This is a genomic window from Streptomyces sp. WAC 01529 (assembly GCF_003945545.1).
Lineage (GTDB): Bacteria > Actinomycetota > Actinomycetes > Streptomycetales > Streptomycetaceae > Streptomyces > Streptomyces anatolicus.
On the sequence record NZ_CP029617.1, the window covers coordinates 4,646,499 to 4,668,164 of the forward strand.

17 protein-coding genes are annotated in these 21,666 nt (G+C 71.7%); 11 read left to right on the forward strand and 6 right to left on the reverse strand.

What is annotated here, in order from left to right; all coding sequences use genetic code 11:
• Positions 1-118 precede the first annotated feature (118 nt).
• From DMA15_RS20995 to DMA15_RS21020, 6 genes are all read left to right on the forward strand, one after another.
• Positions 119-874, forward strand: coding sequence for a redox-sensing transcriptional repressor Rex (locus DMA15_RS20995; protein WP_125514322.1), 756 nt, complete (start codon positions 119-121; stop codon positions 872-874).
• A complete protein-coding gene (locus tag DMA15_RS21000) occupies positions 871-2,631 on the forward strand; it encodes a glutamyl-tRNA reductase (protein WP_125514323.1) in 1,761 nt (586 codons plus the stop codon). Before DMA15_RS20995 ends, DMA15_RS21000 begins: the two co-directional genes overlap by 4 nt.
• The gene (gene hemC / locus DMA15_RS21005) at positions 2,628-3,587 is read left to right on the forward strand and encodes a hydroxymethylbilane synthase (protein WP_125514324.1); all 960 of its coding nucleotides are present in this window, start codon (positions 2,628-2,630) and stop codon (positions 3,585-3,587) included. The genes DMA15_RS21000 and hemC overlap by 4 nt, the downstream gene beginning before the upstream one ends.
• Positions 3,584-5,242, forward strand: a complete 1,659-nt coding sequence (locus DMA15_RS21010; protein WP_125514325.1) for a uroporphyrinogen-III synthase — start codon at positions 3,584-3,586, stop codon at positions 5,240-5,242. The genes hemC and DMA15_RS21010 overlap by 4 nt, the downstream gene beginning before the upstream one ends.
• A 64-nt stretch (positions 5,243-5,306) precedes the next feature.
• Complete coding sequence (hemB, locus tag DMA15_RS21015; RefSeq protein ID WP_125514326.1) at positions 5,307-6,296, forward strand: porphobilinogen synthase; 990 nt, start codon at positions 5,307-5,309, stop codon at positions 6,294-6,296.
• A gap of 80 nt (positions 6,297-6,376) precedes the next feature.
• Positions 6,377-7,354: a zinc-binding dehydrogenase gene (locus tag DMA15_RS21020; protein ID WP_125517914.1), complete on the forward strand. Its 978-nt coding sequence runs from the start codon at positions 6,377-6,379 to the stop codon at positions 7,352-7,354.
• 31 nt (positions 7,355-7,385) lie between these two features.
• Here the strand turns inward: DMA15_RS21020 and istB are convergent, their stop codons facing one another.
• Together istB and DMA15_RS21030 are read right to left on the reverse strand one after the other, a co-directional pair.
• Positions 7,386-8,612 carry an IS21-like element helper ATPase IstB gene (gene istB, locus DMA15_RS21025; RefSeq protein ID WP_346428918.1) on the reverse strand — a complete coding sequence of 409 codons (1,227 nt, stop codon included), beginning with the start codon at positions 8,610-8,612 and terminating at the stop codon, positions 7,386-7,388.
• 130 nt (positions 8,613-8,742) lie between these two features.
• Complete coding sequence (locus DMA15_RS21030; RefSeq protein WP_276314361.1) at positions 8,743-9,630, reverse strand: NAD(P)-binding domain-containing protein; 888 nt, start codon at positions 9,628-9,630, stop codon at positions 8,743-8,745.
• Positions 9,631-9,870: 240 nt separating this feature from the next.
• On the opposite strand from DMA15_RS21030, the gene DMA15_RS21035 reads away from it, so the two are divergent.
• Both DMA15_RS21035 and DMA15_RS21040 read left to right on the forward strand, forming a co-directional pair.
• Positions 9,871-11,226 (forward strand): transcriptional regulator, encoded by a 1,356-nt coding sequence (locus DMA15_RS21035; RefSeq protein WP_125514327.1) that lies wholly within the window; start codon positions 9,871-9,873, stop codon positions 11,224-11,226.
• A gap of 107 nt (positions 11,227-11,333) precedes the next feature.
• Positions 11,334-12,542, forward strand: a complete 1,209-nt coding sequence (locus DMA15_RS21040; RefSeq protein WP_125514328.1) for a PLP-dependent aminotransferase family protein — start codon at positions 11,334-11,336, stop codon at positions 12,540-12,542.
• A gap of 95 nt (positions 12,543-12,637) precedes the next feature.
• Here DMA15_RS21040 and argS read toward each other — a convergent pair whose 3' ends face one another.
• Entirely contained in the window at positions 12,638-14,401 is a 1,764-nt protein-coding gene (argS, locus tag DMA15_RS21045; protein WP_125514329.1) for an arginine--tRNA ligase, read from the reverse strand.
• Positions 14,402-14,547: 146 nt separating this feature from the next.
• On the opposite strand from argS, the gene lysS reads away from it, so the two are divergent.
• Entirely contained in the window at positions 14,548-16,329 is a 1,782-nt protein-coding gene (gene lysS, locus DMA15_RS21050; RefSeq protein ID WP_125514330.1) for a lysine--tRNA ligase, read from the forward strand.
• Positions 16,330-16,433: 104 nt separating this feature from the next.
• A complete protein-coding gene (locus DMA15_RS21055) occupies positions 16,434-16,643 on the forward strand; it encodes a hypothetical protein (protein WP_125514331.1) in 210 nt (69 codons plus the stop codon).
• Between the two features lie 18 nt (positions 16,644-16,661).
• Here DMA15_RS21055 and DMA15_RS21060 read toward each other — a convergent pair whose 3' ends face one another.
• On the reverse strand, positions 16,662-17,183 hold the full coding sequence (locus tag DMA15_RS21060) for a hypothetical protein (RefSeq protein WP_125514332.1): 522 nt from the start codon (positions 17,181-17,183) through the stop codon (positions 16,662-16,664).
• A gap of 354 nt (positions 17,184-17,537) precedes the next feature.
• On the opposite strand from DMA15_RS21060, the gene DMA15_RS21065 reads away from it, so the two are divergent.
• Positions 17,538-19,139: an FG-GAP-like repeat-containing protein gene (locus tag DMA15_RS21065; protein WP_240659881.1), complete on the forward strand. Its 1,602-nt coding sequence runs from the start codon at positions 17,538-17,540 to the stop codon at positions 19,137-19,139.
• 27 nt (positions 19,140-19,166) lie between these two features.
• Here DMA15_RS21065 and DMA15_RS21070 read toward each other — a convergent pair whose 3' ends face one another.
• Positions 19,167-20,507: a DUF2637 domain-containing protein gene (locus DMA15_RS21070; RefSeq protein ID WP_240659882.1), complete on the reverse strand. Its 1,341-nt coding sequence runs from the start codon at positions 20,505-20,507 to the stop codon at positions 19,167-19,169.
• A gap of 178 nt (positions 20,508-20,685) precedes the next feature.
• Positions 20,686-21,609, reverse strand: a complete 924-nt coding sequence (locus tag DMA15_RS21075) for a DUF3558 domain-containing protein (RefSeq protein ID WP_125514335.1) — start codon at positions 21,607-21,609, stop codon at positions 20,686-20,688.
• Positions 21,610-21,666: the final 57 nt, after the last annotated feature.

Below are 21,666 nucleotides of genomic sequence, written 5' to 3' on the forward strand. Positions count from 1 at the left end.
GGCCGGGCAAATCGGACACAATCTTTGTGCACGCGTTCACAAAGACATAGCCTGCTGTCGACGGGGCGGTCTGGGGACGTGTGACCGCCTGCAGCCCCGCTCTACCCGCAGGAGCACCGTGGCAACTGGCCGAACTCACCGACCGGCGACCCGCAGCCGAGGGATTCCCGAGGCCACCGTCGCCAGGCTTCCGCTGTACCTCCGAGCCCTCACCGCACTGTCGGAGCGCTCGGTGCCCACGGTCTCCTCCGAGGAGCTGGCGGCCGCCGCGGGGGTCAACTCCGCGAAGCTGCGCAAGGACTTCTCGTACCTCGGTTCGTACGGGACGCGAGGCGTGGGCTACGACGTCGAGTATCTCGTCTACCAGATCTCCCGTGAGCTGGGCCTGACGCAGGATTGGCCGGTTGTCATCGTCGGCATCGGCAACCTCGGCGCCGCGCTGGCCAACTACGGCGGGTTCGCCTCCCGTGGCTTCCGCGTCGCCGCGCTGATCGACGCCGATCCGGCAATGGCCGGAAAGCCCGTCGCCGGGATGCCCGTGCAGCACACCGACGAGCTCGAGAAGATCATCGAGGACAACGGCGTCTCGATCGGCGTCATCGCCACCCCGGCCGGCGCCGCCCAGCAGGTCTGCGAGCGGCTCGTCGCCGCCGGTGTGACCTCCATCCTGAACTTCGCGCCGACTGTCCTCTCCGTGCCGGACGGTGTCGACGTACGCAAGGTCGATCTCTCCATCGAGCTGCAGATCCTCGCCTTCCACGAGCAGCGCAAGGCCGGCGAGGAGGCCGCCGCGGACGGTGTCGTGCCGCCCGTCGCCGCCAAGCCGCACCGCAAGGGACCCGACGGGGACGTCCCCGCCGTGATGCCGGCATGAGTCTCCTGGTCGTAGGGCTGAGCCATCGCAGCGCTCCGGTGAGCGTCCTGGAGCGGGCCGCGCTGCCCGCGGACACGCAGGCCAAGCTGTTGCAGGACTCGGTGGCCGCCGAGCCCGCCGCCGAGGCCGCCGTGCTCGCCACGTGCAACCGCATCGAGCTGTACGCGGACGTCGACAAGTTCCACGCGGGCGTCGCCGAGCTGTCGACGCTGCTCGCGCAGCACAGCGGCGTGGGCCTGGAGGAGCTGACTCCTTATCTGTACGTCCACTACGAGGACCGGGCCGTCCACCACCTCTTCTCGGTGGCGTGCGGTCTCGACTCGATGGTCGTCGGCGAGGGGCAGATCCTCGGGCAGATCAAGGACGCCCTCGCGCGTGCGCAGGAGCTGCACACCGCGGGCCGTCTCCTCAACGACCTGTTCCAGCAGGCCCTCAGGGTCGGCAAGCGGGCGCACTCCGAGACCGGCATCGACCGCGCCGGGCAGTCCCTGGTCACCTTCGGCCTCGAACAGCTCGCCGTGCGCGAGCCGGTCGAGACCTGGGCCAAGGGCAAGCGCGCCCTGGTGATCGGCGCGGGTTCCATGTCCTCGCTCGCCGCGGCGACGCTCGCGCGGGCCGGGGTCGAGGAGATCGTCGTCGCCAACCGCACGCTGGAGCGCGCCGAGCGGCTCGCCGCCATCCTGGGCGAGCAGGGCGGCGCGGCCGTGAGCGCGCGCGCCGTGCCGATGGACCAGGTGGCCCACGAACTGACACGTGCAGATGTGGCGGTCTCCTGCACGGGCGCCACCGGTCTGGTGCTGACGGCCGAGGCGGTCACCGCGGCCGTCGAGGGGCGCGTGCCCGCGGGCAGCTGGGCCGGTGACGTACCGGCGCAGGCGAGGAACGGATCGGGCGGGCAGACCGCGCAGCCGACCGTCGCCGACGAGGGCTGCCCCGTCGACCTGGCAGCGCCGCGCGGCTTCTCCGTCGCCGGTGAGGCCGCGGTCGCCGGGATGGACGCCGCCTCCCTGGAGCAGCACGCCGCCTGGGTGGACAACGCCCCGGCCGAGCGGCGCGAGGAGAAGGCCGACCCGCGGGCCGAGGCCGACGCCATCACCGCGCTGGTGGCGGCCGCGCGCGTCTTTGGCCGGCTGCCGGAGCGGCGCAGGCCCGTCTCGTCCGCGAGCGCGGCCCGCCCGGCCGTGCTCGCCCTGCTCGACCTCGCCATGCCCCGCGACATCGACGCCGCCGTGCACCGCGTCCGCGGCGTACGGCTCGTGGACATCGAATCGCTTGCCGAGGCCTCCGCCGACGCCCCCATGGCCGCCGACGTCGAGCAGGTGCGCGGCATTGTCTCCGACGAGGTCGCCGCCTTCGGTGCCGCGCAGCGCGCCGCGCACATCACGCCGACCGTGGTCGCCCTGCGCACCATGGCCGCCGATGTGGTGGCGAGCGAGATCGCGCGGCTCGACGGACGGCTGCCGGGCCTCGCGGAGAAGCAGCGCGCGGAGATCACCCAGACGGTGCGCCGCGTGGTGGACAAGCTGCTCCACGCGCCGACGGTACGGGTCAAGCAGCTGGCCGGTGAGCCGGGCGGCGCCGGGTACGCGGACGCGCTGCGCACGCTCTTCGACCTCGATCCGCAGACGGTCGCGTCGGTCAGCAGGGCCGACCACCTGGGCGCGGACCGCACGGGCGCGGAGCAGCCGGACCCCGATCACGTGAACCCCGACCACTCGAACAACGAGAACGACGACCCGAATAGAGGCCGGGCATGACCGAGAGGGCTCTGAGGCTCGGGACCAGGCGCAGCAAGCTGGCCATGGCCCAGTCGGGCCAAGTGGCGGAGAAGGTACGGCAGTTGACCGGCCGCCCCGTCGAACTCGTGGAGATCACGACGTACGGCGACACCTCGCGCGAGCACCTGGCGCAGATCGGCGGCACCGGCGTCTTCGTCGCCGCCCTGCGCGAGGCGCTGGTGAAGGGCGAGGTCGACCTCGCCGTGCACTCGCTCAAGGACCTGCCCACCGCGCAGCCCGCGGAGCTGGTCCTGGCCGCCGTGCCGGAGCGCGAGGACCCCCGCGACGTCCTGATCGCGCGCGACGGGCTGACCTTCGCCGAGCTGCCCGAGGGCGCTCGCGTGGGCACCGGCTCGCCGCGCCGCATGGCGCAGCTGAACGCGTACGCGCGCAGCCACGGCATGACCATCGAGACCGTGCCGATCCGCGGGAACATCGACACCCGCGTCGGATACGTGCACAACGGAGAGCTGGACGCCGTCGTGCTCGCCGCCGCCGGACTGAGCCGCATCGGCCGGACCGACGAGGTGACCGACTTCCTGTCGGTCGACACCGTTCTGCCCGCCCCCGGCCAGGGGGCACTGGCGATCGAGTGTGCCGCGCACAACGCGTCACTCGCCGCCGCGCTCGCCGAGCTCGACGACCCGTACACCCGGGCCGCCGTCACCGCCGAGCGGTCCCTGCTCGCCGCCCTGGAAGCCGGTTGCAGCGCACCTGTGGGTGCGTTGGCCGACCTCCTGGCCGACGGGCAGATTGTCAAGGAAATGCGCCTGCGCGGCGTCGTCGGTACGACCGACGGCTCGACGCTGGTGCAGCTGTCCACCACCGGTCCCGTGCCCGAGACGGAGACCCAAGCCATGGCGCTGGGCCGCGAACTCGCGGTCGAGATGCTCGCCAAGGGCGCGGCCGGTCTGATGGGGGAGCGAGCACTTTGAGCCCCACCTCGAACCTTCCCGGCATTCCCGCACACGGGCACGTCACCTTCCTCGGTGCCGGACCCGGAGATCCGGGACTGCTGACCCTTCGCGCCGTCGAGGCGCTGGCCCGAGCGGATGTGCTGATCGCCGAGCCGGATGTGCTCGATGTCGTCCGTGTGCATGCCAAGGGAGGTGTGGACACACCCCTGCCGCCGGCGGCTGACGACACGTCAGCGACCGCGGACACGGCGACGATCCGAGTCGCCACCAATCTTGTCATGGAGGCCGCGAGGGGCGGCAAGCGGGTCGTGCGCGCGGTCAGCGGCGACCCCGGCCTCGACACGGACGCGGCCGAGGAGATGCTCGCCTGCGCCGCCGCGGGCGTCTCCTTCGAGGTCGTGCCGGGCATCGCGGCCGCGGTCGGTGTGCCCGCGTACGCCGGTGTGCCGCTGCGGGACGCGCAGGGCGCGGACGTCCGTTTCGTCGACGCCCGCACGGCCTCCGACCGTTGCTGGAGTGAGGTCGGCGCGTCCGACGGGACCGCGGTGGTCTCCACGTCGCTCGACTCCGTCGCGGCGGCCGCGGGCGAGCTGGTGGCCGCGGGCCGCAAGCCGGACACCCCGATGACGGTGACCGTCGCCGGTACGACGACGCGCCAGCGCACCTGGAACGCGACGCTCGGCACCATCGCGCAGGTGCTCAAGCAGGCGAAGGTGCTGCCCTCGCCCGACGGGGGGCAGCCCGTCATAGCCGTGGTCGGCGAGCGCTCCGCCGCCGCCCGGCGCGAGCAGCTGTCGTGGTTCGAGTCGAAGCCCCTCTTCGGCTGGCGCGTGCTCGTGCCGCGTACGAAGGAGCAGGCGGCCTCGCTCTCCGACCAGCTGCGCTCCTACGGCGCGGTGCCGCACGAGGTGCCGACCATCGCCGTCGAGCCGCCGCGCACGCCCCAGCAGATGGAGCGCGCGGTCAAGGGCCTGGTCACCGGGCGGTACGAGTGGATCGCCTTCACGTCGGTCAACGCGGTGAAGGCGGTGCGGGAGAAGTTCGAGGAGTACGGGCTCGACGCGCGTGCCTTCGCCGGGATCAAGGTCGCGGCCGTCGGTGAGCAGACCGCCGCCGCGCTGATCGCCTTCGGCGTCAAGCCCGACCTGGTGCCGAGCGGCGAGCAGTCGGCCGCGGGGCTCCTGGAGGACTGGCCGCCGTACGACCCGGTCTTCGACCCGATCGACCGTGTCTTCCTGCCGCGGGCCGACATCGCCACGGAGACGCTGGTCGCCGGTCTCATCGACCTGGGCTGGGAGGTGGACGACGTCACGGCCTACCGGACCGTGCGCGCCTCGCCGCCGCCGGCCGAGACGCGGGAGGCCATCAAGGGCGGCGGTTTCGACGCCGTGCTCTTCACGTCCTCCTCGACCGTGCGCAACCTCGTGGGCATCGCGGGCAAGCCGCACAACGTGACCGTGATCGCCTGTATCGGCCCCGCCACCGCGAAGACCGCGGAGGAGCACGGGCTGCGGGTGGACGTGATGGCCCCGGAGCCGTCGGTCCTCAAGCTGGCCCAGGCGCTGGCCGACTTCGGTTCGCAGCGGCGGGCGGCGGCGCTCGACGCCGGGGACCCGGTGACGCGGCCGAGCGAGCGGCGGCCCGGTTCGCGCAGGCGACGCACCGCGCCGTAGGTTCTTGTGGGCGGGCCCCCGGGCCCGCCCACAACGACATCAGCAGCGAATCCAGGTGACGTCAGTGACGAAGTACGGATCTTTCCCAGGAGCGCGGCCGCGGCGGCTGCGGACGACTCCGGCCATGCGGCGCATGGTCGCCGAGACGCGGCTGCACCCGGCCGATCTGATCCTGCCCGCGTTCGTGCGCGAGGGGATCAGCGAGCCGGTGGCGATCGGCTCCATGCCCGGCGTCTTCCAGCACACCCGCGACACCTTGAAGAAGGCGGCCGTCGAGGCGGTGGAGGCCGGGGTCTCCGGGATCATGCTCTTCGGCGTGCCGGAGGAGTCCAAGAAGGACGCCGCGGGGACGGTGGGCACCGAACCCGACGGGATCCTGCAGCTCGCTCTGCGGGACGTGCGCTCCGAGGTCGGTGACGACCTCATCGTCATGTCCGACCTGTGCCTGGACGAGTTCACCGACCACGGCCACTGCGGTGTCCTCGACGCCGAGGGGCGGGTCGACAACGACGCGACCCTGGAGCGGTACGCGGAGATGGCGCAGGTCCAGGCCGACGCGGGCGCCCATGTGGTGGGTCCGAGCGGCATGATGGACGGTCAGGTCGGCGTCGTCCGCGACGCGTTGGACCAGTCCGGGCACGAGGACGTGTCGATCCTCGCGTACACCGTGAAGTACTCCTCGGCGTTCTTCGGCCCCTTCCGCGAGGCCGTCGGCTCCTCCCTCAAGGGCGACCGCAAGACCTACCAGCAGGACCCGGCCAACACCCGGGAGTCCCTGCGGGAGCTGGCGCTCGACCTGGAGGAGGGCGCCGACATGGTGATGGTGAAGCCGGCCGGGCCCTACCTCGACATCCTCGCGAGGGTCGCCGACGCGGTGGACGTGCCGGTGGCCGCGTACCAGATCAGCGGTGAGTACGCGATGATCGAGGCCGCGGCCGAGCGGGGCTGGATCGACCGGGACAAGGCGATCATGGAGTCCCTCACGGGGATCAAGCGCGCGGGCGCGAACATGATCCTCACGTACTGGGCGACCGAGGTGGCGCGGCAGCTGTAGCGGGCCCTTGACCTGAAGTTCGGTTGAGGTCGCAGGGTGGTGTGCAGAGGCCCACGGAGGGCCTGTCCGAGGAGGACATGATGCACGCCGTTGTTCTGCATGAGTTCGGGCCCGCCGAGAATCTGCGGTACGAGACCTGGCCCGACCCCGTCGCGGGGCCCGGCCAGGTGCGGATCGCCGTGCGGGCGGCCGGGGCGCACTTCGTGGAGACCGTGATGCGGGCCGGTGAGGCCTCGGACAAGGCGCCGCCGCTGCCGGAGCTGCCGTCCGTGTTCGGCGGCGAGGTCGCGGGCGTCGTCGACGCGGTCGGCCCCGGTGTGGACGCCTCATGGCTGGGCCGGTCCGTGGTGACCTCGCACGGGGCGCCCGGTGGGTACGCCGAACTCGCGGTCGCCGACGTCGGCGGGCTGCATGCCGTGCCGGACGGCCTCGGCTTCGAGTCCGCGGTGACCATGGTGATGACCGGGGCCACCACCATGGGGCTGCTCGGGGTCGCCCGACTCGGCGCCGATGACGTGGTGTTGGTGACGTCCGCCGCCGGGGGCGTGGGGCGGCTCGTCGTGCAGTACGCGCACGCTCTCGGGGCGACGGTCGTGGGGGCGGCGGGCGGCCCCGGCAAGGTCGACGCGGTGCGGGCGCTGGGCGCCGATGTCGCCGTGGACTACAACCGGCCCGGGTGGGCCGACACCGTCCGCGAGCGGCTCGGGGGGCGTCCGGTCACCGCCGTCCTGGACGGGGTCGGGGGCGAGAAGGCCGCCGCAGCCTTCGAGTTGATCGGGCGGGGCGGGCGGTACGTCGTCATCGGCTGGGCCTCCAAGGAGGCGTTCGAGCCCGCGCCGGAGCTTCTCGCCGAGCGGGAAATCTCGTACGCCAATGCCCTCATGGAGCTGCTCGGGCACCCCGAGGAGGCGCCCGCGCGCGAGCGGGAGGCTCTGGAGGCCGCGGCGAAGGGGGAGTTGGTGCCCTCCTGGCAGGCGTTCCCGCTGGCGCGGGCGGCGCAGGCGCACGCGGCGATGGAGCGGCGGGAGACGACGGGCAAGGTGGTCCTGGTCCCGTAGCCGGATGTCTGCCGGCCGCGCGCGGCGCCGGTCAGAAGGCCGGTGCGGAGCCCTCCAGGCGACGCGTGCGGTAGCTGTCGGCGTCGAGGGTGATGATCTCCGCGTGGTGGGCGAGGCGGTCCACCGTCGCGGAGGCCATCGCGCTGTCGCCGAACACCTCGTCCCAGCGGCCCAGCGGACGGTTGCCGGTGACGATCAGCGAGGCCCGTTCGTAGCGGTGCGAGACGAGCTGGAAGAGCAGGTGGGCGACCTCGGAGTCGAAGGGCACGTAACCCACCTCGTCCACGACGAGCACGGGGTACGCGTCGAGCCGGGCCAGTTCCTTGCTCAGCCGTCCCGCGGCCTTGGCGTCCGCGAGCCGGGCGCCCCACTCGGCGGCGGTCGCGAACAGCACCTGGTGACCGGCCTGGCAGGCCCTTACGCCGAGGGCGACGGCCAGGTGCGTCTTGCCCGTGCCCGGCCCGCCGAGCAGCACCACGTTCGCCTTGCGGGTGACGAAGTCGACCTTGCCGAGCCGGGTGATCACGTGCGGTTCGGGCGCCCGCAGATGGCCCTCGTCGAACATCTCAAGGACCTTCCGCGCCGGGAACCCGGCGGCCTCGATGCGCTCCTCGGCGCCGTCGCCCGGCTCCGCCGCCTCCTCGGCCCCGTCGGCCGCACCGCCGTCCCGCTGGGCCGGGATGACGGTGCGGCCCACGGGGTGCACGCCCTCCTTCGCGGTGCGCGACCTGCTCTCGTGCGCCGCCATGGGCCCGGACATGTAGGCGAGGATCGCCGCGGAGGCGATGAACGCCATGTGGATGACCGTCCCCCACAGCAGGTCGTGCCGGGGCGTGTGGTGCACGTCGACGAACATCTGGAGCAGATGCACCGACGAGATGCCCACGATGGCGGTGGCCAGCTTCACCTTCAGCACGTTGGAGTTGACGTGGGAGAGCCATTCGGGCTGGTCCCGGTGGCCTTGCAAGCCGATCCGCGAGACGAAGGTCTCGTACCCCCCGACGATCACCATGATCAGCAGATTGGCGATCATCACCACGTCGACGAGCTTGAGGACGGCGAGCATGACGTGCGTCTCGTCCGCGTGCCCGCTGATGACGTGGTGGATGAGGTGCCACAACTCGTTGAAGAATTTGTACACGTACACCCCCTGCGCGGCCACCAGGCCGAAATACAGGGGCGCTTGGAGCCAACGGGTCGCGAAGAGGGCACACCCCAGAGTGGTCATGTTCGGCGGGGACGAGGCGGAGCGGGACACGAGACCTCCAACGGCCGTAAGGCTCGTCATTCTTGTGCGCCGCCGCCGACAATCTGAATTCGTGCCACCCGTTGGGGTTAATAGAAATCCAGTCGGACCGGTCCTCCCCTCCGGCCGTTCGACCCCGTCCTCACTCCTTCTTGATCAGGGTGGCGAGGCGGGAGAGGCCGTCGGCGCCGTATCCCTCCTCGACCGAGCGGTCCAGGAGGGCCTGGAGCGGCTCGAACAGGGCGCCGCTCAGGCCCTGCTGGGCGAAGGCGTCCAGGAAGTTGGGGAGCGCGGCCTGGTTGATCGCCAGGGACGACACGTCCGTGAGGTGCTGCCCGGAGTCCAGCGCCTCGGCCATGCCGGGCACCAGGCCGTCCGTCATCGCGTTGACCCACTCCTTGAGCAGGGGCGCGAAGTCACGGGCCGGGACCCCTCCGGTGCCGATCAGGGCGTAGGCCTGGGCGACGCCCATCACCATGCCGTACATGCCGGTGAGCAGGGACAGGTCGTACAGCGCGGCGGCGCCCGGGTCCTTGCCGACCCACTTGGTCTCCGCGAGCGCCGCCAGCGTGGGCCGGTGCGTCTCGTACGCCTCTTCGTCGGTGCCGCTGTACAGGATGTACGCGCCGGGTGTGGCGATCATCTGCGGTACGGCCATGATGCCGCCGTCGATGTACGTGATGCCGTGCTCGGCCGCCCAGTGCGCCAACTCCCGTGCCTGTGCCGGGGTTCCGTTGGTGAGGTTCACGACGGTGCGGCCGGCGAGGGCGGCGGCCTCGGGCTCCAGGAGGGTGCGGACGTTGTCGTTGGTCGTCAGGCAGACGATGACGAGGGCGCTCGCCTCGATGGCCTCCGCGGCCGTCTCGGCGGGGGTCGCGCCCTGGGCGGCCAGGGGGCCGGTCTTGGCGGCGGTGCGGTTCCAGACGGTCGTCCGGTGGCCCGCCCTGAGCAGGGCGGCGGCGAGAGCGCTGCCCATCAGGCCGAGGCCCAGGACGGACACGGACGCGGGGTATGCGGTGCGGGTGGGCACGGGGGCTCCTTCAGAGGCGCTGTTCCGGGGACTCCTCCGAGCTTCGCGTGACCCTTCGGTTCGGACAAGTACCGACTAATTAGTGCGGTACTTACCTTTCGGTGTGTGAGCGGGGCCGCGCGGTGCGCCGGTTGGCGGTCGGACGCGGAACCGTGCTGTGCTTGTTCGCCGTCTGTGCCAGGGGTGTTGCCTCACCCGGCAGGTGGTGGGAAACGTGGGACGGAAGGGTGGAGGGTGTGCATGGCGTCTCTCGCGGAGCTGCTGCGGGAGCTCAAGGAGCGGTCCGGGCTCAGCTACGGGGTGCTGGCCAAGCGGCTCCACATGAGTACGTCCACCTTGCACCGGTACTGCAACGGCGACGCGGTGCCGGTGGACTTCGCCCCCGTGGAGCGGCTCGCCCGGCTCTGCAAGGCGTCGCCGGAGGAGATGGTGGAAGTCCACCGCCGGTGGATCCTCGCGGATGCGGCGCGGGGGCGCAAGGCGGGGCCCGCGGGGGAGCCGGAGGCCGAGGTCTCGCCGTCTGACCTCCCGCCTCCGTCCGGTGGCCCGGCGCCAGGCGCCGTGCCCGCCCGCCCCGCCGTGCGGGGTGCCCGCCCTGCCGTGCGAGATGCCCGCCCTGCCGTGCGAGATGCCTGTCCCCAGCGGGAGCCGGGGCCCGCCAAGAGGCGTCGCGTCATCGCTCTCGTCTCCGGTGTCGCCGCCGCCGTCGTCGGCATAGGGTCCGCCGCCCTCGCTCTCAACGGCGGTGACGACGACGGACGTAAGCGGAACGAGGCCGCAGCTTCCGCGCAGGCAAGCCCGGAGGCCTCCGCGGGCGCCCCCTCCGGCGCGGGCGGCCCCAAGGGTCCCGCCGACGCACCCGAGGCGAAGAGGGGCGAGGGCAAGCCCTCCTCCTCGCCCTCGCGGAAGGCGAGCCCGCGGCCCGGCACCTCCCCGGGCGAGCGCGGCGGCAAGGGTCCCGCCTCCGTGGGGGAGGCGCGCGGCGACGATCTCGGGGCGCCGATCGCCGTCCGCACCAGGCCCTACGTCTACGAAAGCCCGTGCAGCCAGCGCTTCCTGGTCAACCGCAAACCCCACCAGGTGCCCCAGCCGCCCTCCGTCGAGCAGGACGCGCCGGGCTGGGCCGCCGACCTCGGCGCGGTCTCGGCCGGCGAACAGCTGATCGAGGTCACCGTGCAGGGGCTGAGCAAAGACACCGTCGTCCTGCAGGGGATGAGCGTCCGCGTGCAGAGCACCAGTTCGCCGCTGGCCTGGAACGACTTCCAGATGGGCGTCGGCTGCGGCGGCAGGGTCTCCACCAAGTCCTTCGCCGTCGACCTCGACGACGGGGCGCCGCGCCTCACGCCCAAGGCGGGCCAGCGCGACTTCCCGTACAAGGTGAGCGAGGACGACCCCGAGGTCTTCTACGTCAAGGCCGATGTGGAGGCCCACGACGTCCGCTGGTACCTGGAGCTGGAGTGGTCGAGCGGCAAACGGCACAACGTGCTCCGCATCGATGACCAGGGCAAGCCGTTCCGCACCAGCGGCAACGAGGGCCGGCCCACGTTCGGCTGGCCGCTCGGCGGGTCCAAGTGGGAGGCCCCGCTCGGCAGTTGAGACCCCAGGGCGGATGAGGCTCGTCCGTATCCCGGAATGGCGCGTGTAGACGGCACGGACGTGCCTAGGGTGCGGGCAGAGCCGTCCGAGCCGAAGGAGTCACCGCCGTGACCGTCACCGAGCCAGCCCCCGCCGTCGCCCCCATGCCGCCGCTCGCCGCGCGCGCCGCCACGGTCGGTGGCTCGCCGGTACGGGACATCCTCGCGGTCACCGCGCGCCCCGAGGTCATCAACTTCGCGGGCGGCCTGCCCGCCCCCGGCCTCTTCGACGCCGAGGGCATCGCGGCCGCCTTCCGCGCGGTCCTCGCCGAGACGCCCGAGCGGGCGCTCCAGTACTCCACGACGGAGGGCGAGCCCGTCCTGCGTACCGCCATCGCGGCGCGGACCTCCGCGCGCGGGCTGGCCACCGGACCCGACGACGTACTGATCACCACGGGGTCGCAGCAGGCCCTCTCGCTCCTCGCGACCGCGCTTGTCGAGCCCGGAGACACCGTCCTCGTCGAGAACCCCTGCTATCTCGCGGCGCTCCAGGCCTTCGCCTTCGCGGGCGCGCGGATCGTGCCCGTGCCGGGTGACGAGCGGGGCATGGACCCCGCCGCCCTGGACGAGCTGGTCGCCCTGCACCGGCCGAAGCTGCTCTACACCGTGCCCACCTTCCAGAACCCGACAGGCCGGACCCTGCCCGCGGCTCGGCGCGCCGCGGTCGCCGAGGTCGCCGAGCGGCGCGGGGTGTGGATCGTGGAGGACGACCCGTACGGGGAGCTGCGGTTCGAGGGGGAGCGGGTGCCGTGGATCGCCACGTATCCGGGGGCCGAGGAGCGGACCGTGCTGCTCGGGAGCTTCTCCAAGGTCATGGCGCCGGGGCTGCGGCTCGGCTGGCTGCGGGCGCCCGGCGCGTTGCTGCGGGCCTGCGCGGTGGCCAAGCAGGCGGCGGACCTGCACACGCCGACCGTCAACCAGCTTGCCGCGGCGCGGTACTTGGCGGACTCGGATCTGGACGCGCATGTCGCCCGCGTCGCGGGCGTCTACCGCGAGCGGCGGGACGCGATGCTTGCGGGCCTCGCGGACGCGTTGCCGGAAGGGGCCGGCTGGGTTCGGCCGGAGGGTGGGATGTTCGTGTGGGTGAAGTTGCCTGAGGGGTACGACACGGGGGCGTTGCTTGGGGGTGTCGTTGCGCATGACGTGGCGTATGTGCCGGGGGCGCCCTTCTTTGCGGGGGCGCCGGACGTTTCTACGTTGCGGCTGTGCTTTGTGACGCAGGGCGTCGCGGAGATCGCCGAGGGGCTGCGTCGGCTGCGGGCCGCGTTCGTGGGGTGAGATCTGCGGGCCGTATGGGGCTGGGCGCGCAGTTCCCCGCGCCCCTTACGGGGCTTTCCCCGCGCCCCTCTTCGGGGCGCGGGGTCAGCAGGGGCTCAGAGGCGCTCAGGGGTCCTGATGCCCAGGAGGGCCATGCCCTTGTGCAGGGTGCGGGCCGTGATGTCGCAGAGGAACAGGCGGTTCTCCACCTGCGCCGGGGTCTCCGCCTTGAGCACCGGGCACTTGTCGTAGAACGAGGTGTACAGCGACGCCAGCTGGTAGAGGTACGCGGCCAGCTTGTGCGGGGCGTACTCCGCGGCGGCCTCCGCGAGCGTGTCGCCGAACGCGTCCAGGTGGAGGCCGAGCGCCCGCTCCGCCGGGGCCAGTTCCAGCTCGGGGTGGGCCGCCGGGCCGCCGGTCTCCGCGCCCGCCTTGCGCAGGATCGACTGGATCCGGGCGTAGGCGTACTGGAGGTAGACGGACGTGTCGCCGTGCAGGGAGACCATCTGGTCGAGGTCGAACTTGTAGTCGCGGTTGGCCGAGGTCGACAGGTCCGCGTACTTCACCGCGCCGATGCCGACCTGGAACGCCCGCTCCTGGATCTCCTCCTCGGTGAGGTCGCGCGCCTTCTCGCGTACGACCTCCGCCGCGCGCTGCACCGCCTCGTCGAGCAGGTCCTCCAGGCGTACGGTCTCGCCCTCACGCGTCTTGAACGGCTTGCCGTCCGCGCCGAGCACCGTGCCGTAGCCCATGTTGTGGGCCGTGACCTCGTCGTTCAGCCAGCCCATCCGGCGGGCCGCCTCGAAGACCATCTTGAAGTGCAGCGACTGCCGCACGTCCACCACGTACAGCAGGGTCGTGGCGTGCAGGTCGACGACGCGGTCGCGGATCGCCGAGAGGTCGGAGGCCGCGTACCCGAAGCCGCCGTCCGCCTTCTGCACGATCAGCGGGACCGGCTTGTCGTCCTTGCCCTTGATGTCGTCGAAGAACACGACGAGCGCGCCCTCGGAGCGGACCGCGACGCCCGACTCCTCCAGGAGCCGCGCCGTCTCGGCCATCATGTCGTTGTACGCGGACTCGCCGACGATCTCCTCGTCGCGGACCTCCATGTCCAGCTTCTCGAAGACGGAGTAGAAGTAGACCTTCGACTCGTCCACGAAGCGCTGCCACATCTCCAGCGTCTCCTTGTCGCCGGACTGGAGGGCGACGACCCGCTTGCGGGCCCGGTCCTTGAACTCCTCGTCCGCGTCGAAGACGGCGCGCGAGGCCTTGTAGACACGGTTGAGGTTGCTGATCGCCTGCTCGCCGTCGACGTCGGCGGCCGGGGCCAGCTGGTCGGGGTTCTCGACCAGGTACTGGATGAGCATGCCGAACTGGGTGCCCCAGTCGCCGATGTGGTGGCGGCCGATCGTCTTCTCGCCCGTGAAGTCCAGCATCTGGTGCAGGGCGTCACCGATGACGGCGGACCGCAGGTGGCCGACGTGCATCTCCTTGGCCACGTTCGGCTGGGCGTAGTCGATCACCGTCGTGCCCGCGCGCGGGTTGAGCGGGACGCCGAGCCGGTCGCCGTCCGCCGCACGCGCCGCGAGGTTCTCGGTGATCGCCCCGTCGGCCACCGTGATGTTGAGGAAGCCGGGGCCCGACACCTCGATGTCCTTGATCAGGTCCGGGGCGGTGATCCCGGACACGACCTGCGCGGCCAGCTCCCGCGGGTTGCCCTTGAGCTTCTTGGCGAGCGCCAGGATGCCGTTGGCCTGGAAGTCGGCCCGGTCGCTACGTCGCAGCAGCGGGTCCGCGGAACCGGCCTCCGGCAGGGCAGCCGAGAGGGCGTCCGCGAGGCGCTGGTGGACGGAGGCGGTGAGGGACGTGACCGAGGCCATGAATGGGTGCCGTTCTGCTCGGGTGCCTGGGTGTGCTGAAGCTACGAAAACCGAGTATCCCACGCGGTGAAAAGCGGTTTTCGCGGTTACGGGGCTACCTGGGAGAATGGCTCCGTCAAGCGGTACTCACAGAGAAGAGGAAAGGCGTGCCGATCGTGGCTCAGAGCACCGATACCACCGACTGGGTCTCCCGCTACGCGGACGAGGTCATCGCCGAGTCGGAGCGTCGTGCCCCGGGCGCGAAACAAGCCGGTGCCGCCGCGCCGGTGGTGGTCGTCGCCTCCGGACTCTCCCCCTCCGGCCCGATCCACCTCGGCAACCTCCGCGAGGTCATGACCCCGCACCTGGTCGCCGACGAGATCCGCCGGCGCGGGTACGAGGTCCGTCACCTGATCTCCTGGGACGACTACGACCGCTACCGCAAGGTGCCGGCCGGTGTCCCCGGCGTCGACGAGACCTGGGCCGAGCACATCGGCAAGCCGCTCACCTCCGTGCCCGCCCCCGCCGGGTCCGCGTACCCGAACTGGGCCGAGCACTTCAAGGCCGCCATGGCCGAGGCGCTCACCGAGCTGGGCGTGGAGTACGACGGGATCAGCCAGACCGAGCAGTACACCTCGGGTGCCTACCGCGAGCAGATCCTGCACGCGATGCGGCACCGCGGTGACATCGACGCGATCCTCGACCAGTACCGCACCAAGAAGGACCCCGCGAAGGGCGGCAAGGGGAAGCAGGCGCAGAAGCCCGTCGACGAGGCCGAGCTGGAGGCCGCCGAGGGGTCCGGCGCCGCGAGCGAGGACGACGGCAGCGGCGGCGCCAGCGGGTACTACCCGTACAAGCCCTACTGCGGGAAGTGCGAGAAGGACCTGACGACCGTCGTCTCGTACGACGACGAGTCCACCGAGCTGGTCTACACCTGCACGGCGTGCGGCTTCGGCGAGACCGTCAGGCTCAGCGAGTTCAACCGCGGCAAGCTGGTCTGGAAGGTCGACTGGCCGATGCGCTGGGCGTACGAGGGCGTCGTCTTCGAGCCGAGCGGCGTGGACCACTCCTCGCCCGGGTCGTCGTTCGTCGTCGGCGGGCAGATCGTGCGGCAGATCTTCGACGGCGTGCAGCCGATCGGCCCCATGTACGCCTTCGTGGGCATCAGCGGCATGGCGAAGATGTCGTCCTCCAAGGGCGGTGTGCCGACCCCGGCCGACGCCCTGAAGATCATGGAGGCGCCGCTGCTGCGCTGGCTCTACGCGCGCCGCAGGCCCAACCAGTCCTTCAAGATCGCCTTCGACCAGGAGATCCAGCGGCTCTACGACGAGTGGGACAAGCTGGAGGCCAAGGTCGCCGACGGTTCCGCGCTGCCGGCCGACGCCTCCGCGCACTCCCGCGCGGTGCGCACCGCCGCGGGTGAGCTGCCCCGGACCCCGCGGCCGCTGCCGTACCGGACGCTGGCGTCCGTCGCGGACATCACCGCGGGGGCGGAGGACCAGACGCTGCGGATCCTGAGCGACCTGGACCCCTCGGCGCCGCTGGCCTCGCTCGACGAGGTCCGGCCGCGGCTCGACCGCGCCGAGAACTGGATCACCACGCAGGTGCCGGCCGACGCCCGCACCATCGTGCGGTCCGAGCCGGACACCGAGCTGCTCTCGTCCCTGGACGACGAGGCGCGCGAGTCGCTGCGGCTGCTCCTGGAGGGCCTGGACTCGCACTGGTCCCTGGACGGGCTCACCCACCTCGTGTACGGCGTGCCGAAGGTGCGGGCCGGGTTCTCCGCGGACGCGACGGCGAAGGAGCTGCCGCCGGAGATCAAGGTGGCGCAGCGGACGTTCTTCGCGCTGCTGTACCGGCTCCTCGTGACCCGGGAGACGGGGCCCCGGCTTCCCACGCTGCTGCTCGCCGTGGGCGCGGAGCGGGTGCGCAAGCTGCTGGGCGCGTAGCGGCTGGCGCCGGGCTGCTTCGGAGCTGTCTGCATCCTTTGGACTACCCGGGGTTCGGTCCTCGGCAGGACGCCGGGGGCCGATCCGTCCGTGATCGTGGACGCATGAAGGAAATCATCGCCATCGTCGGATGGGTCGTGGGAATCCAGGGCGGCCTCGGGGCCGCCGGAAGGATTTTCGGGGACGGCCCCTGGGGGCTGCTGCACAAGTGGTGGGACGTGCCCACGCCCCTGTATGTCGCGCTCTTCCTGTTGGGGGCCGTGCTCGCGGTCTACGGGGAGCTGGGGAAGAAGCGGGAGAAGAGCAGAGCCTGACCGGCCCGGGGGAAGAGATCAGGGGCTGCGGCGGCGGAGGGTGAAGAAGGCCAGGGCGGCCATCGCTGTGAGGGCGATGGCCGCGATGGTGATCGTCGTCGGGGTCCAGTCGTCGGACGTGCCGGACTTGGCCGCGCACTCGGGGCGGGGAGACGAACGGCCGGGTGCGCCGACCCGTACCTCGCCGTTCGTTTTTGCCTCGTCGGGCGGGACCGGCTGGTCGAAGCGGAGGGCGTGGCTGCCGGGCTTCGCGTCGCAGCGGACCGTGGCCCGGCCCTGCCAGGAGACCTTTCCGGAAGGGGCCAGCTTCACCGGCCCGGTGAAGGCGTCGGAGTGGACGGTCACGCGGTGAGCGTCGTCCATCTGGTCCATCAGTTCGGGGTTGAGGACGGAGAGGGTGACGCTCTCGCCCGGGGCCACCACGCCTGGTGTGGCGGTGAGTTCGCCCTTTCCGCCCGCCTCCGCGGCGGCGCTCGGAATTCCCGCCAGTGAAAGGGCGAGGGCGAGCGCTCCAGCGGCCGCGGCGGGTTTACGTGGCATAAGGTGCAGTCCTCGGGTTCGGCCGGCCGGAGTCCATTCCCGGTTCGCTGGATCCGTTCTTTGCGATCTTAACCAGGGGGAGTCTGGACACCCGCCGACCTCGGGTGTGCCAGCAGAAAGGCAGTAGTGCGCATTTCCCGTTGGGCTAGGGCTCTCGCCGTGGGGGTGAGCAGCGGATTCCTCGTTGCTTCGGCGACGGCCACCGCATCCGCAGAACCCGTCGCACCCATTGACGGAGACGGTGGTAACGCCGCCGTTCCGAAAGAAAGCGGGCCCCAATGGGGGGTCGCCGCGGCGGAACGTTTCTGGACCGCCGCGCGTATGGAATCGGCGACCCCGCCGGAGCCGAAGCCAATGCCGGGACCGGTACAGGGACCGGTGCAGGGCGGCGCGTCCGCCTCCACGGTGGCCGCCCCGGCCGCGTACACCGCCGCCGCCTCCGTCCCCAAGGCCGAGACCGGCTACGCGGGCTCCAGGACCATCGGCGTTCTCTACTACGTCGACAAGGGCATGGCCACGCACAACTGCACGGCCAGCGTGGTGCACAGCCCCAAGGGCAACCTCATCCTCACCGCCGGGCACTGTGGCAACGGCGACAAGTACGCCTTCGTGCCGCAGTACCGCACCGGGAAGACCCCGGCGCAGCAGCCCCACGGCATATGGGCGGTCGACCGGGTCTTCCGGGACCCGCGGCACACCGACTACGGCCCCGGATCGGACCTCGACTTCGCGTTCGCGACCGTCAAGCCCGACAAGGAGGGCCGGCAGGTCGAGGGGGTGACGGGCGCCAACACGCTGACGCGTACGCCCGGTTACCAGGTGGCGGTCACCGTCGTCGGCTATCCGTCGGCCAGGAACGCGCCCAGGGACCAGGCGATCAAGTGCCGGGTGAAGACCACCCGGCTCTCCGGCTACAAGCAGCTGCGCATGGCCTGCGGCGGCTTCTACGGCGGCACGTCCGGCAGCCCGTGGCTGATGGACTACGACGAGCGGACCGGCACCGGCAAGGTCGTCGGCAACCTCGGCGGCGTGGGCGGCGGCGGCGCGACCGACTCCGTCTCCTACGCCCCGTACTACGACGGCGAGGTCTTCAAGCTCTACGACGACGCGGTCAACGACGTCGGCGTGGTCGAGCGGCCCCCGCTGCCCGCCTCGCTCGGCACCGGCGAGACCTGGCAGCACGCCAAGCACCTGGCGGGCGGCGACTTCACCGGCGACGGCAAGGCCGACCTCCTCGTGGTGTGGGACGACGGGAAGGTCACCCTCAACTCCGGCGACGGCAAGGGCGGCTTCACCGGCGAGGCCCGCCTGAAGAAGGCCAACGCCACCTGGAAGCACGCCACGACCATCACCGGCGGCGACTTCACCGGCGACGCGCGCTCCGACCTGATCGTGCGCTGGTCCGACGGCGAGGTCACCCTGTACGGGGACGTGTCCGCCACCGGTCTCGGCACGGAGACCAAGCTCGCCGCGGCCGGTTCCGTCTGGAAGCACGCGGGCCAGCTCACCGCGGGCCGCTTCAGCGGCAACAAGCGGATCGACGACGTGGTCGTACGGTGGAGCGACGGCGAGGTCAGCCTCCACACCGACGTGGGCGCCGGCCTCAAGAAGGAGACCAGGCTCCGGAAGGCCAACGCCACCTGGAAGCGGGCCACCCTGCTCGCCGGCGGTGACTTCACCGGCAACGCCTCCTGGGACCTCGTCGTCCGCTGGTCCGACGGCCGGCGCTCCCTCTACCAAGACGTGGGCGCGGGCGGCCTCGGCAAGGAGACGCGCACGTCGGCCTCCGCCTCCTTGTGGAAGCACGCCAAGGCGGTGACGGCGGGCGCCTACACAGCCAACGGCCGGCCCGACGATCTGCTCGTGCGGTGGAGCGACGGAGAGGTCAGCCTCTACGCCGACACCACGACGAAGCTCGGCCGCGAGGTCAACCTGGTTCCGCCGAAGGCCTCCTGAGCCGCGCGACGGGGTTAAGCGACAGGGTTACGCGATGTGTTCCGCGCCCGCGTCCAGGTCCTGCTGGTAGCGGGAGCGGAAGTCGCGCAGGTACGGGCGCAGGGTGCTCTCCGTGAGAGGACCGCCGGCCTGGCCCGTCACGCCGTACAGGTCCATCAAGTACAGGCTGAACTGGCGGGCGTTGGGGTAGTCGCCCAGCTCGCTGACGTACTTGCGGAACGCCGTGAAGTACGCCTCTTCGCGGCTGATGTCCTCCGGGAGGCCGGGGATGTCGACCACGGGCTCTGCTTCTGCCTCCGCCTCTGTGACTGCTTCCGGCTCTGCCTCTGGCCCGGCTTCGGGTTCCGGGGCGGTCTGCCGGGGAGTTTCCTCGCGCTCGTCGGCGTGCGGCCCGTGGTCGTAGGGCGCCTGCTCCTCGTACCACTGGTCGTACGGCTCCTCGGGGACGTACGACGCGGGGTACTTGGCGAACCACGGGCTCGCGTGCGGCAGGACCTCGGGCTCGGGCTGCGGCTCGGGCTCCCGCTCCCGCTCGGGCCGGGGTTGGGGCCGAGGCTCGGGCTCGGGCTGCGGCTGGGGGCGGCGCGAGGCCTGGGGGAGTTCCGCCTGCGGGGGCGTCGTCAGCTCCGGCTGGCGCGGGGCCGGGACCGGGGCGGGGGCTGGGGTCGGGGCCGGGGGCAGCAGGGCCGGTTCGATGCCCGCCGCGGCCAGGCCCGCGGGGGCCGTCTCCGCCAGCGGGACGCCGTAGCGGGCCAGCCGCAGCGGCATCAGGGACTCCACCGGCGCCTTGCGGCGCCAGGCGCGGCCGTAGCGGGAGCGCAGGCGGGCCTGGTAGACGAGACGTTCCTGCTCCAGCTTGATCACCTGGTCGTACGAGCGCAGCTCCCACAGCTTCATCCGCCGCCAGAGCCGGAACGTCGGCACCGGCGAGAGCAGCCAGCGCGTGATCCGTACGCCCTCCATGTGCTTGTCGGCCGTGATGTCCGCGATCCGCCCGACCGCGTGCCGGGCCGCCTCGACCGCGACGACGAAGAGCACCGGGATCACCGCGTGCATGCCCGTGCCGAGCGGGTCGGGCCAGGCCGCCGCGCCGTTGAAGGCGATCGTCGCGGCCGTCAGCAGCCACGCCGTCTGGCGCAGCAGCGGGAAGGGGATGCGGATCCAGGTGAGCAGGAGGTCCAGGGCGAGCAGGACGCAGATGCCCGCGTCGATGCCGATCGGGAAGACCGCCGAGAAGCTGCCGAAGCCCTTCTGCTCGGCGAGTTCGCGCACGGCCGCGTACGACCCCACGAAGCCGATCGCGGCGATGACGACCGCACCGGCGACGACCACCCCGATGAGTATCCGGTGCGTGCGTGTCAGCTGCATCGCGGCCACCCGCGAACCCCTCCCTGTTCAGCCTGTTTCGGCTTGTTGCGATCGATAGCGTGGCACACGTGTGCGGGGCGCCCGGCGGCCGGTACGGCGGAAGCCCGGTCCCAGGGGGCCGGGCTTCCTCAACTACCGCACGGGCGCGGCCACTTCGCCACTCCGCTACTTCTCCGCTTCAGGACTTGGCCTTGGCCTTCGGCTTGCTGTCGTCCGACGCGGAGTCCTCGGACGTGGAGTCGTCCGACTTCGAGACGGCCTTCTTCGGCTCGTCCTTCTTCGGCTCGTCCTTCTTGGGGTCGTCCTTCTTCGCGTCGTCCTTCTTGGGCTTCTCGCTCGCGCCGGACGGTGCCTTGGCGCCGCCCTCGTTGGCGGCGACGACCGACGCCGCGGCCTCCTTCGCCGCCTTCTGCGCGGCCTTCGACAGGTCGCCGGCGTCGGGGGACTTGTCGCCCGCGAGGCCCGCGCCGTTGTAGTCGACCGTGACGACCGCGTTCTCCACGCGCGTCACGAACGTCTGCTGCTTGAAGGTGTCCTTGTCCTTCTTCAGGTCATAGCGCACGAGCGTCGCCTGCTCGCCCACGCCCTGCACCGGCTCCGCCTTGACGCCCTTCGCGTCCTTGGTCGCCTGGGCGTCCGCGACCTGCTTGGCGAAGTTGTCCTGCGCACGCTTCGCGCCGCTGCCGAGCGAGGCGTCCGAGTCGAAGCGCATCAGCGAGACGCGCAGCCAGCGGAACTGGGAACCGTCCACGCCGTTGTTGTCGAGGCTGTCCCAGGAGCAGCTGCCGCGCAGCGCGGTGTCCGTGGACGTGCCGGCCTTGCCCTTGTCCTTGGCCTTCGGCACCAGGTCCGCGAGCGTCTTCTTCGACAGGACCTCGCAGGGCTCGGGGAGCTTGCTGTACGCGGCCTTCTCCACGGTCGCGGGCTTGTCCCCGGCCTTCTTCGACGCCGACGCCTTCGCGCCCGCGTCCTTCTTGGCGCCGTCGGAGCCGGAGCCGGAGTCGGAGGAGCAGCCGGAGGCGACGAGGATCACCGGTACGGCGGCCGCGCAGACGATGATGCGGCTGAGGCGCTGTCGCTGTCGCTGTGCAGGTCGGTGCATGGTTCCTTCACTCAGTTCGTCTCGTGACGTCCAGTTCGTCTCGTGACGTCGTCGGGT